Raw genomic sequence first — 13,355 nt, 5'->3', positions numbered from 1 at the left:
GGCGCCGCGTACGGGACGCGGGCCGGCGGCGGTGAAGACGGTACGGCGTTGAAGGCGTAGAAGGCCGTACGGCGCAGGTCAGTTGGCGGGGGCGGACGGCCCCCAGGCGGCGAGCAGTTCGCGGTAGAACGTGGCGTCCGGGACCTCGCTGGGCACCGGACCCGCGTGGTAGAAGCCGACGTTCGCGGTGGCCTCGTCCGCGCCGAGCTTGCGCGCGAAGTCGAAGCCCTTGGCGTCCTCCTCGCCGAACGCCACGAACTGCCAGAAGAGCGGGTGCTTCGCCGCCTCGGCGAGGGCCTGCTCGGCGAGGCGTACGGCGCTGGGCGCACCGTCCGTCTGGAAGATCACCAACGCGGGCCCGGCCGAACCGGACTTCTCGTGGAGCGTGACGACCTCTTCGACGGCGCGGTGGTAGTTCGTACGCCCCATGCGTCCGAGGGAGCCGTGCAGTTCGTCGATCTTCCCCTCGTAGTCGGTGAGACCGATCTCGCCGGTCCCGTCGATCTCGGTGGAGAAGAACACGACGGAGACGGTCGCGCTCTCGTCCAGGTGCGCGGCGAGCGCGAGGGCCTGCTCGCCGAGGTGCTGGGCGCTGCCGTCCTTGAAGTACGGCCGCATGGAGCCGGACCGGTCGAGAATGAGATAGACCGAGGCCCGCTCCCCGGTGAGGCCGCGCTTCTTGAGGGCGGCGCCGGCGGCCTTGTAGTGGTCGGCCAGGCCGGGGGCACGGGACTTGACGCGGGCGAGGGTGAAGGCCGGGCGGGCGGTGGCGGTGGCGCCGGTGCTGGTGTCGTCAGCGACGGCTGCGGCGGCAGCGGCGGCAGCGACGGGCTCGGGCTCGGCTTCGAGTACGGGCTCGGGCTCCGTTTCGAGTACGGCCTCGGCTTTGACCTCGACGGCTTTGACCTCGACGGCCTCGGCCTTCGGCTCCGCCTTGAGCTCGGGTTCGGGTTCGGGCTCCGGTTCCGGTTCCGGCTCCGCCGGAACAACCGCCTCCCGCACGGGAGTCACATCGAGTTCGGGCTCCGCCGTGGCCTGCGCGGGGACCGTGGGCGTGGGGGTGACGGCGGGGGTGACAGCCGGGGCGGGCGTGGCCATGGCCGCCGGCGGCTCCTCGATCGCGCTCGTCCGCGGCAGCTGCGAGGGGACGGCGCGGTCCGGATCGGCCGGACGGGGGTTGTCGAACGCCGCGGCCACCAGATCCGCCGCCACCCCTCCGATGTCGCCGGGCTCCACCGGCTCCTTGGGCTCAACCCGGGCGGGAGCCGCGGCAGGCGCCGGATCCGGGGCCGTGGTGGAGGCCGGGGCCGAGGCCGCGTCCGAGGACGTGGCCGTCGTCGTGGCCCTGGCCGCGTCGTCCGCGACGGCCGTCGTGTCCGTACCCGAATCCTTGGGCGTCGGCTCCGCCGGATCCGTACGGTCGGAACGCCCCGCCTGGGACGGTACCGAGGCCGAGACCGGCACCGACTCGTGGTGCTCCTCCGCACGGTCGCGTCCGAACACCTTGCGCAGCAAGCTCCGAATGCCCATGGGCGAGGCCTTTCAGATGAGTTGGGTGCGGTGTCCGCCCCCGGGGAAACGCGCATCCCTGGCCAGGGCGGATACGTAAGGTTAGCGGCCGCCGCGAATGATCTCCGGCAGGGGCGGTGCACGTGTAGGGCGGGCTCTGTGGGCAGGACGCTATCCTCCCTGCCGCCGACGGCATTACACTCCCCCGACCACACGGTCGGCGCAGGTTCATGTGCCGTTCACCTGGCGGCCGTCACCCTGGTGGCGTCCGCACCTAGCGTCACCAGCCGAGACATCCCGACACCGTGTCGGCGCGGTGCGCGCCGAATACATCGCATTTCGGAGGCGAAAGTGCGCAAACTGCTGCCGCTGCTCAATTCGAGCTCCAGCCCCCACCCGGGCGGGCGTTCGGCCCTGACCTGCCGCTTCCGCTGCGGCGACGCCTGCTTCCACGAGGTGCCGAACAAGAGCGACAACGCGTACGTCGGTGACATCATCGCCGGTGCCATGACACGGCGTTCCATGGTGCGCGCGGCAGCCGTCGTGACGGTCGCCACCGCGGCGGGCAGCGCGCTCGCGTTCGGCCCCGGCAACTCCCCGGCGTCCGCCGCCCCTGTCGCCGGCAACGGCAACGGCAACGGCAACGCCGGTGGCGCGGGTGGCAAGGTCGACGGCGCCCGCGGTCTGCGTTTCACCCCGGTCGCCCCCAACACCGCGGACAAGGTGACCATCCCCTCCGGCTACGACCAGAACGTGGTCATCCGCTGGGGTGACCCGATCCTGCGCGGTGCGCCGGAGTTCAACCCGGACAAGCAGACCGCCAAGGCCCAGGCCGGCCAGTTCGGTTACAACGTCGACTTCCTGAGCCTGCTCCCGCTGAAGGGCGAGCGCGACCGTCAGGTCCTCGTGGCCAACCACGAGTACACCGACGAGATCCTGATGTTCAAGGGTTACGACTCGGCCAAGCCGACCCGCGAGCAGGTGGAGATCGCCTGGGCCGCCCACGGTCTCTCCGTCGTCGTGGTCCAGGAGGACCGCAAGAACGGCAAGCTCACCGCCGTCACCCGGCACGAGCTCAACCGCCGCCTCACGGTCACCAGCGAGTTCCGGCTCACCGGCCCCGCCGCGGGCAGCGATCTGCTCCGTACCTCGGCGGACCGCACGGGCAGCAGGGTCCTCGGCACGCTGAACAACTGCGCCGGCGGCACCACCCCCTGGGGCACGACGCTGCACGGCGAGGAGAACTTCAACCAGTACTTCGCCAACGGTTCGAGCGACACGGACAAGCGCTACGGCGTCGGCACCGCCGCGAGCGAGCGCAAGTGGGAGCTGTTCGACAAGCGCTTCGACCTCAAGCAGGAGCCCAACGAGGTCCACCGCCACGGCTGGGTCGTCGAGCTGGACCCGTACGACCCGGACTTCACGCCCCGTAAGCGCACCGCCCTCGGCCGCTTCAAGCACGAGGCCGCGCAGCCCCGGCTGACCGCCGACGGCCGCCCCGTCGTCTACATGGGTGACGACGAGCGCTTCGACTACCTGTACAAGTTCGTCTCGTCGAAGCAGATGAAGCAGGGCAACAGCCGCGCCGCCCACGAGCACAACCTGACGCTGCTCGACGAGGGCACGCTGTACGTGGCCAAGCTGACCGGTGACAGCCCGGCGGGCGAGATCGACGGCACGGGCAAGCTCCCGAACGACGGCGAGTTCGACGGTTCCGGCGTCTGGATACCGCTGGCGACCGGCGATGTCTCGCACGTGCCCGGCATGAGCGCCGACGAGGTGTACGTCTTCACGCGCCTCGCGGGTGACAAGGTCGGCGCCACCAAGATGGACCGTCCCGAGGACGTCGAGCCGTCGCCGCGCACCGGCCGGGTCTACGTCGCGCTGACGAACAACACCGACCGCGGCAAGGCGGGCAAGGCGGGCGTCGACGAGGCCAACCCCCGTAACGCCAACAAGCACGGTCACATCCTGGAGCTGGCGGAGAACTGGGACGACCCGGCGGGCGACGGGTTCGCCTGGCGCCTCTTCCTGGTCGCGGGTGACCCCAACGACCCGGCCACCTACTTCGCGGGCTTCCCCAAGGACAAGGTCAGCCCGATCTCCTGCCCGGACAATGTCGCCTTCGACCCGCACGGCAACCTGTGGATCTCGACGGACGGCAACGCGCTCGGCAACCACGACGGTCTGTTCGGTGTCGCGACGCAGGGCGAGCGGCGCGGTGAGCTGAAGCAGTTCCTGACCATGCCGAACGGCGCGGAGACCTGTGGCCCGATCATCCAGGACAACCGCGTCCTGGTCGCGGTGCAGCACCCGGGTGAGATCGACGGCGCGACCGTCGAGAAGCCGGCGAGCGCGTGGCCCGACGGTCCCGGCAAGATGGTCCGTCCGTCGGTCGTCTCCGTCTGGCGCAAGGACGGCGGCAACATCGGCGTCTGACGCCGACTGACCTGACCCGACCGCGGGGTGGCGCCGTCTCGGACCGGCGTCACCCCGCTCGGCGTTTCAGCCCGGTCGACGACAGACTCGGTCGACGACAAATGGGGGGAGCGGCGGGGCCGTCCGCGCTTACCCTCGATGTATGACTTCCGAGGCTTCGGACACCGGGACCGCACGGGTCGACTCCTGGATCTGGTCCGTACGGCTCACCAAGACCCGCTCCCAGGCCGCCGCAGCCTGCCGCGGCGGCCACGTCCGCGTCAACGGCGAGCGGGTCAAGCCCGCGTACGCGATCAAGCCGGGCGACGAGGTCCGGCTGCGCCACGCGGCCCGCGACCGGGTCGTGGTGGTCTCGCGCATCGTGAAGAAGCGGGTGGGCGCGCCGGTCGCCGTGGAGTGCTACGTGGACAACAGCCCGCCGCCCCCGCCGCGCGAACTGACCGTCCCCATCGCCCTGCGGGACCGGGGGACGGGCCGCCCGACGAAGCGCGACCGCAGGGAGCTCGACCGGCTTCAGGACAGGGTCCAGGACCAGTGGTTCCAGGGCTGACCGTCCGGGTTCGGAACTGTCAGCGAATGAGTGAGTTTAGCTGCACACAGTCACCTTTGGTGCACGGAAAGTAAAACCCGCACCAGAGGGAAGGTCCTTCCCATGAACCACGACGGTGAACAGCGCGACCAGCAGCACCAGCACACACAGCGCTTCATGTTCCGCCTCCCCAGTCACCCCCGTAGCGTCGGCCGGGCCCGCGAAGTTCTTCAGACGAAAGTCGGTCTGGCCGGAGACCCCGGCGAGACCGCCGCCCTCCTGCTCTCCGAGCTCGTCACCAACGCGCTGCGCCACGGCAGCCCGCCCGGCCGGGAGATCGCCGTCACCCTGGAGCGGGCAGAGGGGCTGCTCAGGCTGGAGGTCGAGGACGCCGGGGACTATCTGCCGCGTCCACGCACCCCCGACCTGGAGGACGAGTGCGGGCGGGGGCTCGCGCTGGTGGCCGCGCTCGCCGACGACTGGGGTGTGGCGCCCAGGCGGGGCCCCGGGAAGCGGGTCTGGGTGACGCTGAAAGTGCCCGAGAGATCCCTCAGGACGTCCGGTCAATGAGATCGGTCCCGCGCTGTGGAGAGGCGATCGCCAGCGCCGCCCGTACCTCCTGGCGCAGTGGAGCCAGGACGCTCTTCTCGTCGCCGGGCGGCGGCTCGGTCCGTACCTCCACCAGGACCTCGCTCGACCGCACCCCGGCCGCCAGCTCCCGCAGCTGGCGCTCGACGCCGGCGATCTCGGCCGGGGTGGGCGGCTCGGCGCCGTAGTCGACGCGTACCCGGGCCGCCGTCGTCGCGTCCACGACGCGTTCCACCGCGACGACCAGCGGCAGCCACGCCGCGGCGCGCGTCCCGGTGGGCGGCGGCTCGGTCACGGCGCGCTGGAATTCGCTGCGTACGACGGACAGATCGCGGTAGAGACGGCGCCGCATGCGGGCGCGTTCGCCTTGGTCGGGCCCGTACACGAACGCGCTGCGCACATACTCCGCCGTGTCCTCGACCGTGTCCGCGAGCCGGTGCCCGATCCGGCTGCGCCAGCTCTCCGGCCAGAGCAGATAGCCCACGATCAGGGCGATCGCACAGCCCACCATGCTGTCGACCAGGCGCGGGATCACGAGTTCGAAACCCTCGTGATTGAGGATGTCGGAGATCAGCAGGATCACCGGCGTGATGGCCGCCGTCTGGAACGCGTACCCCTTCGCGGAGAACGCCGGGATCAGCCCCGCGATGACGGGCATGATCGCCACGTCCCACCAGCCGAGCGGCACCGCCGCCAGGATCGCGGCGGAGGTGACGAGACCGAGCACCGTGCCGAGCGCGCGCAGCAGGGCGCGCGAGAAGACCGAGCCGAAGTCCGGTTTGAGGATGAACGTGACGGTGAGCGCCACCCAGTACGAGCGGGGTACGGGGATGAGCGACACCAGCGCCTGGGCGAGGCCGATACAGAGCGCGAGGCGCAGCCCGTAGCGCCAGGACGCCTCGGAGAGCAGGATGTTGCGCCCGCCGCGGCGGGCGCGGACCCACAGCGGGGCGGGGCGGCCGAGCCGGTCGTCGGTGTCGACACCGACGTAGGCGGCGCCGGGGTCGTTGTGGATGTCGGGGCGGTGCACCACGGCGAACGCGTGCCGCAGCGCGGTGTCGACGGCGCGCGCACACCGGTCGTCGGGCGCGGGCAGGTCGGGCGGCGCCGGCGGCGGGCCTTCGGTACGGCCCATGGCGACCGCGTCCGCCAACTCCCGCACGGCGGCCGGGATCGCGGCGGGCAGCGGTCGGTCGCGCAGCCGGGCGGCGGGCGCGGCCTCGATCAGCGGGATGATCACATTGAGCTGCGCGAGCAGCCGTACGAGCGGCCTGGAACGGCCGTGTTCGCGGGCGCGGCGGGCGAGGACGAGGTCGTAGGAGTGGTTGAGGGATTCGGTGACGGCCAGCCGTTCGGCGTCGTACGTGTTTCCCTTCGCGTTCTCGGTACGGCCGGCCGCCTCCAGCAGATCGGCCACCGCGCGGTACGTCGCGGCCACGGCGGTCCGTTCCGGCACCCCGCGGCGCAGCGGCCAGGCGAGCAGCGAGAGCGCGAGGACGAACAGCCCGCCGAGAACGAACAGCAGCGGGGGCTTCCACCAGGGCTGGGGCAGCGGCAGTCCCGCGCCGATCACCGCGTCGAGCAGGAGCAGCAGCCCGGCGGACGAGGCCACCGCGCCGATCGAGGAGATCATCCCGGAGACGAGCGCGACCACGGTCAGTACCCCGACGGCGACCCATCCGTGGCCGTAGACGAGCGTGCCGAGCGTGACGCCGAGGGCGCCGAAGAACTGGGGGACCCCGATGGTGAGGATCCGCATCCGGTACGCGTCCGCGGCGCGGCCGGCGACCGCGAGCAGCGCGCCCAACGAGACGAGCGCGCCGTAGTCGGGGGCGCCCATGGCGAGCCCCGCGGCCAGGGGCACGGTCAGGGCGACGGACGCGCGGGCGACGGCGGCCCAGGGGATGGGGGCGGACTGCGGGCGCAGCCCGGCGAGCAGCCATTCGGGCGGGGCCAGATGGGAGGCCGGTCGCAGGCGCCCGGACAGGCGCCGCCTGAGCGGGCGGCTCGCGGGCCGGGGTTTCCGCGTCGGGTTTCGGCTGTCTCCCATGGCTCCCGTGTCTCCCGTGGCTCCCATGGCTCACATGGAGGCGGGGCGGCTTCAGCCCTGGTAGCCCTCGACCTCGCCCGGGGGCCGTACCGCCGCCTCGTCGGGGTCCTCGCCGAACTCCGACTTGGCGCGCCGCTGCCGCAGCAGATCCCAGCACTGGTCGAGCTGGATCTCGACGGAGCGCAGCCGCGCCTGTTCGTCGGCGCCGAGCCCGAGCTTCTCTGACGAGCGTGCGCGCAGGGCCCGTTCCTCCGCGACGAGTGCGCCGATGTTGTCGAGGATCTCGTCGTTCTTGCCGGCGGCGTTGCTGGCTGCGTTCATGGTTCGATCCTCGCGCTCGCGCGGCACCCTCGCACCTCGTACGTCACGCACGCGTATACGGGCACAGGAGCGAGAGCCGCTGTGCCCGTATACGCGGACGTTGCGTGGTCGGGTGGTCGGGTGGTCGGTTCGGCGGGTGGGAGGGGTCGGCCCCTCAGGTTCTGTTGCCCGCCCAGGACGTCGCGCGATCCGTGGTCAGTGCCCAGATCACGAACGCCGCCAGCGCCATGCCGACGATCGCCCAGATCGGCGCGTACGGCAGGTACATGAACTGCGCGACCAGATAGAGCGCCGCCACCCCTATTCCGAAGTACCTGGCCATCGGGACGCGCATGAGAATGGCCAGTCCAGTGGCGGCGATCAGGATTCCGAGGGCTACGTGGATCCAGCCCCAGGAGCTGAGGTTGAAGTCGTAGGCGTAGCCGGTGACCGCGTTGAACACCGCGTCGTGCCGTACGGCCGCCACGCCCTGAAGGATGTCTACCGCTCCCGCGACCAGCATGAGAACACCGGCGAAGAAGCTACCGCCAGTAGCCCAGGCTGCCTTCCTTTCCGCATGTGCGCCGGTATGCGCGCCGGTACCTGCTCCGGTGCCTGTGCCGGTGCCCATGCCTGTTCCTGTGCCCGTACCTGTGCCCATGCCCGTGGTGGGGGGCCTCTGTGCTGTGTTCTGGCTCATAACCCCATGGTGCTCCAAATGCCGCAAAAGGGACATTCGGTCGGGTGGGATCAGCATAAAGATTTCGTAAAGTCAGACGGGGGACGAGCTGCGCGGGGTGCTGGAAGCGATATGCGGCGCGTGCGGAGCCCGGGATAACCGGCCGCTCAGCCAGGCACCGAGGCTCAGGGCGAGTCCGCAGGCGAGCACGCACCAGCCCGCCGTACGCAACGAGGCGGTCAACGCGTCGAAGATGGCGGCGGCGGCCGACCTGTCCCCGTTGTCCGGCAGGTCCTGGAGGATCGACCCGCGCGCCACGGCGACCACGATGAACAGCAGCGCCGCACCGGCCGCGTACGCGAGACCGGTGCCGATGAGCGCGCGGCGCCGGTGGACGGCGAGCAGCACGGCCGCGCCGCTGAGGGCCAGTGTGCCGACGGCGGGCCAGATCCCCGCCGCGCGCAGCCCCTGGGCGACCTCGCGCCAGATCCCGAGTCCGTTGGCCTCCAGGACGATGATCTGCGTATGCCGCACGGGGATCCGGTTGGCGTAGGGCACGCTGTCGTCGGTCAGCTGCTTCTTGACCCGCGCGGTGATGGGCGCCAGATCGATCGTCACGGCATTGCCGCCGCCGCTGGTCAGCGCGTGTTCCGCGGTGGCGTGGGCGGCGCGGGTCGCCGTCTTCCACGCGTTCTTGAAGGCATTGGTGGTCTCGAACGACAGCACCGCGTCGTGCAGCAGACCGCGTACCCCTTCCTGAAGGAGCGGCCCCACAGGGACCTCGGTCAGCACCTCGTCGGTGATCCGGTCGGCGACGGCGTTCTGTACGTCCGGATCGGAGGCGAGCGGCGCCATGGTGGAGACGAAGCGGTCGGTGTCGCCGATCTCCAGATCGACCCAGGCCGCGACCGCGCTCAGCGGGGCGAGGACCGTCAGCAGGACGATCAGCGCCGTGGAGAGGTAGGTCCGCACTCCTCAAGGGAACGGGTACGGGGCGACGGACGCGAGCGGTGCGCCGCCGACCCGGTGAGAGTGCGTGGGCCCGGTGAGAGCGCGCGGCCCGTCACCCCCGCTGAGGTTGACGCGTAGGGCGGGCGGGTGTGCCCTGGAGAGGCGGGGGCGGACGTGGGGGGGTGCGACGAAAGGAGCCCCCTGCCATGGCGACCCGGACACCGACGCCCACCCGGCATCGCACACTGAGGCCCCATCTCCCGTGGCGCGACGACACGCGGCACGAGGACACGCGCCACGACGAAGCGCGCCACGAAGGCGGGCGGCACGAAGGCGCGGCGTACGAGGGCCCCAAGTACGGCGGCGAGCGGCCTCCGGGCGCACGGGACACCCGCCCCCAGGACTCGGGGCGGCACGAGCACCGTGTCTCGCCACGCCTCGTGGGGAACTCCCTCCTGCTGGGCGTCGCCTACGGCGCCTACGCGTCGTTCATCGCCCGGGGCGGCGGCCCCGCCACCTTCGGACAGCTCGCCCTGGCCCTGATCTCCGGCGCGCTCGCGGCCCTCCTGGTCTTCGGCCTCGTCCGCGTACAGCACCGACTGATGCGTGAAGTACGCGCCGCGGCCTGGGGCGTACTCGTCGGCGGGGGCATGGGCTTCCTCTACAGCCTCACCAACCACAGCGTTCTGCTGTGCTCGGGGATCGGACTGGCGTTCGGCGCGGCCACGGTCATCGTGGTCTTCTACGGGCTCTACACCCGCGAACCCCGAGAGTCGCCAGAACCCCGGGAGTCCCGGGAACAACCTTGAGGTGCCCCGCTCACCCCATCGGCACCCCACCGCTCGCGCCGCTCCCCCGCAGGCCATAGGACGGAGTCGGCGGGCGGCGCGCGGAGGAGTGGACCGGGATGCAGATCGTTGTCGACCTCAACCGCTGCCAGGCGTACGCGCAGTGCGTGTTCCTCGCCCCTCAGGTGTTCGAGTTGCATGGCGAGGAGGCCCTGATGTTCACGCCGGCCGTGCCCGACGATCAGCGGGGACACGTACGCCGGGCCGCGGCGGCGTGTCCGGTGCAGGCCATCCTCGTCGGCGAGCGGGCGGGCCCCTGTGACCGGTGAACCGTGGGACGGCCGGATCGTCATCGTCGGCGCGTCGCTGGCCGGTCTGCGCGCCGCCGAGACGCTGCGCGACGAAGGCTTCACCGGACCGCTGACGCTGGTCGGGGACGAACCGCACCCCCCGTACGACAGGCCACCGCTGTCCAAACAGGTGCTGCTCGGGCGGGCGGGCGCGCAGGACCTCGGGCTGCCGCGCCGCCGCGAGGTGGACGCGCGGTGGAAGCTCGGCGTACGGGCCGGCGGGATCGACCCGATCGAGAAGCGGGTGATCCTCGCCGACGGCGAACTCCTGCCGTTCGACCGGCTGCTGATCGCCACCGGAACCCGGGCGCGCCCCTGGCCCGACCCGGCGGAAGCCCGGCTGGACGGCGTACTGATGCTGCGTACGAGCGACGACGCGGCACAGCTCGCGCAGCGGCTCGACGCCGGACCGCGCCGGGTCCTGGTGATCGGCGCAGGGTTCACCGGCTCGGAGATCGCCTCCGCCTGCCGGGAACGCGGCCTGGAGGTGACCGTCGCCGAACGCGGCCCCGCCCCGCTCGTCGGGGCGCTCGGCGGCGCGGTCGGCGCGTTCGCCGCCAAGCTCCAGCGCGCGCACGGCGTCGATCTGCGCTGCGGCGTGACCGTCACCTCCCTGAAGGGCCGCGACGGACGGCTCATCGGCGCCGAGTTCTCCGACGGCAGCCGGATCGAGACCGATGTCGCCGTGGTCGCGCTGGGCGCGGTACGCAACACCGAATGGCTCGCCGAATCCGGTCTGGCGGCCGGGCCCCGGGGCGTGGCCTGCGACGCGGGGTGCCGTGCGTTCAACATGTACGGGATCGTCACGGACGACGTCTTCGTCGCCGGTGACGTGGCGCGCTTCCCGCATCCGCTCTTCGAGTACCAGATGCTGGCCCTCGAACACTGGGGCAACGCGGTCGCGCAGGCGGAGGTGGCGGCCCACAACATGGTCAGCACGGGCCCGCACAGGCGTCCGCATCTGGCGGTGCCCGCCTTCTGGTCCAGTCAGTTCGGCCTCAACATCAAGTCCGTCGGCGTACCGACCTACTCCGACCAAGTGGTCATCGCCCAGGGCTCGTTGCAGGAGCGCCGGCTCGTCGCCGTCTACGGCTACCGGGGACGGATCACCGCGGCGGTCACGGTGAACCGGGCCAAGTGGCTTGAGCACTACGAATACCTCATCGAGACGGCGGCGCCGTTTCCCCCCGAGACCGGCGCCGCCGACCGGCCCGACTCGGCGGTGCCCGTCCCCTCCGATGTGCCGGACCCCCAACTGCTCTCGCACGGACCGACCGTGGCCCTCACCGGCCATCTGCCGGACCGGCGCCTGACCGTGGTGCGGCACGAACCGATCCCGACCGCCGCCCACCGTCGCTGAGCCGCCCACCGTCGTTGAGGAGCCCCCCGCATGTCCCCGTCCCCGGACACCCTCTACCAGCGCATCACCGACTACGCGAACCGCGCCGACCCCTATCCGCTCTACGCCGAACTCCGCGAGAACGGGGTGACGCGGCAGAACGACGGCACCTATCTCGTCGGCACGTACCACGAGATCGCCGCACTGCTCCATGATCCGCGGATCAGCTCGGACACCCGCAACCGTGCCGACCCGGCCACGGTCCCGCCCGTCAGACGGCTCGCCCAGGCGTCCTTCATCGGCCTCGACGACCCCGAGCACGACCGGCTGCGGCGCATCGCGACGCGCCCCTTCGGGCCGCCCCACACCCCGGGCCGGATCGACGCGCTGCGCGCGGACATCACCCGGATCTCCGACGAACTGATCGACGCGTTCCGGGACAAGGACCACGTCGATGTCGTCGAGGAGTTCGCGTACCCGCTCCCTGTCACCGTGATCTGCCGGCTGCTCGGTGTGCCCCACGAGGACGTGCCCCGGATCCGCGCGTGGACGAACGAGATCATCGCCAGTCTCGACCTGAAGCCGGGGAAGTACGACGACAACTACCGCAGCGCGGGCATGGACGCCCGGGAGGCGATGGGGGAGTACCTCGGGGATCTCTCCGACAAGCGCCGCGACCACCCCTCGGACGACATGCTCTCCGCGCTCGTCCACGACATCGGCCCCGACGGGCGGCTGACCAGGGCCGAACTGATGGCGACCGGGACCCTCCTGCTCATCGCCGGGCACGAGACGACGGTCAATCTCATCAGCAACGGCGCGCTCACCTTCCTGCGCTTCCCCGACGCCTACCGGCTCCTGCGGGACAAGCCGGAACTGATGCCCAGGGCGGTCGAGGAACTGCTGCGCTACGAACCGCCCGTCCACCTGCTCCCCCAGCGCACCCCGCTGGCGGACATCCAGGTCGCGGACGTCACCGTCCCCGAGGGCGCCCCGCTGGTCCTCGTACTCGCCGCGGGGAACCGGGACCCGCTGCGGTTCGACGACCCGGACCACTTCGACCCGACCCGCGAGGACAACCAGCACTTCGGCTTCGGCAGCGGCGTCCACAACTGCTTCGGGGCGCCGCTGGCCCGCGTGGAGGCCCAGATCGCCCTGAACGCGCTGCTCCCTTGTCTGGAGGGCTACCAACTGTCCGAGGACCCGCCGCCTTACCGGCGCAGCCCGATCCTCCGGGGTCCCCGGCACCTGCGGATCGAGCGGATGTGAAGCGGGGTGGTGGTGGGGTGGTTGGTCGGCGTGAGGTCAGTGCCGAGGGGTAACCGGGGTTACCCGGAGGGTCCAGAGACGGGTGGGGGCCGCCCCTTGGGTTTCAGTTTCGCGGTTCCGGGTCGGGTATCAAGGGCGCTCCTTCGTCGCGTCGGCAAGCCGATGGGCTGCGCCCACCCTTGACACCCGCCCCTCCACCGCAAGTGCAGCTTTGAGGGGGGCGGCCCGGGGGAGGGGTCCCCGGGGGGCCTGTCTATTGGACCGGCTCGGTTCCCGGCCTGCGGCCCGGTGGGTGGGGCGCAGCAGTGGAATGGGGCGGCCCGGCACCGGCAAAGCGACTGTCGGTCGGGGAGTGGCCGGGATTCATGCCCCGCTGGTGGGGGTGCGTTGTTGGGTGGGGGTTCGTGCCGAGGGGTAGTCGGGGTGGGCCGGAAGGTTCGGAGACGGGTGGGGGCCGCCCCTAGGTTTCAGTGTCGCGGTTCCGGGCCGGGTATCAAGGGCGCTCCTCCGTCGCGTCGGCTGCGCCGATTCCGCTTCGCTCCACCCTGGACACCCGCCCCTCCA

Annotated in this window: 12 protein-coding genes; 7 read left to right on the top strand and 5 right to left on the bottom strand. The window is 71.5% G+C overall.

Annotated elements, in window-relative coordinates; all coding sequences use genetic code 11:
• Positions 1-78: 78 nt before the first annotated feature.
• The gene (locus tag M1203_RS21325; protein WP_249951375.1) at positions 79-1,530 is read right to left on the bottom strand and encodes a VWA domain-containing protein; all 1,452 of its coding nucleotides are present in this window, start codon (positions 1,528-1,530) and stop codon (positions 79-81) included.
• A 330-nt stretch (positions 1,531-1,860) separates the two neighbouring features.
• Between M1203_RS21325 and M1203_RS21320 the strand changes: the two genes are divergently transcribed.
• The 3 genes from M1203_RS21320 to M1203_RS21310 all read left to right on the top strand — a co-directional run bounded on the left by M1203_RS21320 (position 1,861) and on the right by M1203_RS21310 (position 5,047).
• Positions 1,861-3,948, top strand: coding sequence for a PhoX family phosphatase (locus M1203_RS21320; RefSeq protein WP_249951374.1), 2,088 nt, complete (start codon positions 1,861-1,863; stop codon positions 3,946-3,948).
• 142 nt (positions 3,949-4,090) lie between these two features.
• Positions 4,091-4,498, top strand: coding sequence for an RNA-binding S4 domain-containing protein (locus M1203_RS21315; protein WP_249951373.1), 408 nt, complete (start codon positions 4,091-4,093; stop codon positions 4,496-4,498).
• A gap of 102 nt (positions 4,499-4,600) precedes the next feature.
• Positions 4,601-5,047, top strand: a complete 447-nt coding sequence (locus tag M1203_RS21310) for an ATP-binding protein (protein ID WP_249951372.1) — start codon at positions 4,601-4,603, stop codon at positions 5,045-5,047.
• Here the strand turns inward: M1203_RS21310 and M1203_RS21305 are convergent.
• From M1203_RS21305 to M1203_RS21290, 4 genes are all read right to left on the bottom strand, one after another.
• Positions 5,028-7,115, bottom strand: coding sequence for an FUSC family protein (locus M1203_RS21305; RefSeq protein WP_249951371.1), 2,088 nt, complete (start codon positions 7,113-7,115; stop codon positions 5,028-5,030). The two genes, M1203_RS21310 and M1203_RS21305, sit on opposite strands and share 20 nt — an antisense overlap.
• Before the next feature lie 51 nt (positions 7,116-7,166).
• Positions 7,167-7,436 (bottom strand): DUF2630 family protein, encoded by a 270-nt coding sequence (locus M1203_RS21300; RefSeq protein WP_249951370.1) that lies wholly within the window; start codon positions 7,434-7,436, stop codon positions 7,167-7,169.
• Between the two features lie 154 nt (positions 7,437-7,590).
• Complete coding sequence (locus M1203_RS21295) at positions 7,591-7,938, bottom strand: hypothetical protein (protein WP_249951369.1); 348 nt, start codon at positions 7,936-7,938, stop codon at positions 7,591-7,593.
• A gap of 249 nt (positions 7,939-8,187) precedes the next feature.
• Complete coding sequence (locus M1203_RS21290) at positions 8,188-9,066, bottom strand: hypothetical protein (RefSeq protein ID WP_249951368.1); 879 nt, start codon at positions 9,064-9,066, stop codon at positions 8,188-8,190.
• 185 nt (positions 9,067-9,251) lie between these two features.
• Between M1203_RS21290 and M1203_RS21285 the strand changes: the two genes are divergently transcribed.
• The 4 genes from M1203_RS21285 (at position 9,252) to M1203_RS21270 (ending at position 12,791) form a co-directional block, all read left to right on the top strand.
• Entirely contained in the window at positions 9,252-9,854 is a 603-nt protein-coding gene (locus M1203_RS21285) for a hypothetical protein (protein ID WP_249951367.1), read from the top strand.
• Positions 9,855-9,952: 98 nt separating this feature from the next.
• Complete coding sequence (locus M1203_RS21280; RefSeq protein ID WP_249951366.1) at positions 9,953-10,162, top strand: ferredoxin; 210 nt, start codon at positions 9,953-9,955, stop codon at positions 10,160-10,162.
• On the top strand, positions 10,152-11,543 hold the full coding sequence (locus M1203_RS21275) for an FAD-dependent oxidoreductase (protein WP_249951365.1): 1,392 nt from the start codon (positions 10,152-10,154) through the stop codon (positions 11,541-11,543). The genes M1203_RS21280 and M1203_RS21275 overlap by 11 nt, the downstream gene beginning before the upstream one ends.
• Positions 11,544-11,573: 30 nt before the next feature.
• Positions 11,574-12,791, top strand: coding sequence for a cytochrome P450 (locus M1203_RS21270; RefSeq protein ID WP_249951364.1), 1,218 nt, complete (start codon positions 11,574-11,576; stop codon positions 12,789-12,791).
• Positions 12,792-13,355: the final 564 nt, after the last annotated feature.

Origin of the sequence: Streptomyces sp. 35G-GA-8, from assembly GCF_023534745.1 — a bacterium.
Lineage (GTDB): Bacteria > Actinomycetota > Actinomycetes > Streptomycetales > Streptomycetaceae > Streptomyces.
Note: the sequence above shows the minus strand (reverse complement) of the source record. Positions and strands in the feature narration are given on the sequence as shown.

Coding starts and splice junctions, on each gene's coding strand:
- M1203_RS21310 (WP_249951372.1), top strand. CDS start 4,601: ATGAACCACGACGGTGAACAGCGCGACCAGCAGCACCAGCACACACAG.
- M1203_RS21280 (WP_249951366.1), top strand. CDS start 9,953: ATGCAGATCGTTGTCGACCTCAACCGCTGCCAGGCGTACGCGCAGTGC.
- M1203_RS21305 (WP_249951371.1), bottom strand. CDS start 7,115: ATGGGAGACAGCCGAAACCCGACGCGGAAACCCCGGCCCGCGAGCCGC.
- M1203_RS21315 (WP_249951373.1), top strand. CDS start 4,091: ATGACTTCCGAGGCTTCGGACACCGGGACCGCACGGGTCGACTCCTGG.
- M1203_RS21325 (WP_249951375.1), bottom strand. CDS start 1,530: ATGGGCATTCGGAGCTTGCTGCGCAAGGTGTTCGGACGCGACCGTGCG.
- M1203_RS21295 (WP_249951369.1), bottom strand. CDS start 7,938: ATGCTGGTCGCGGGAGCGGTAGACATCCTTCAGGGCGTGGCGGCCGTA.
- M1203_RS21270 (WP_249951364.1), top strand. CDS start 11,574: ATGTCCCCGTCCCCGGACACCCTCTACCAGCGCATCACCGACTACGCG.
- M1203_RS21300 (WP_249951370.1), bottom strand. CDS start 7,436: ATGAACGCAGCCAGCAACGCCGCCGGCAAGAACGACGAGATCCTCGAC.
- M1203_RS21285 (WP_249951367.1), top strand. CDS start 9,252: ATGGCGACCCGGACACCGACGCCCACCCGGCATCGCACACTGAGGCCC.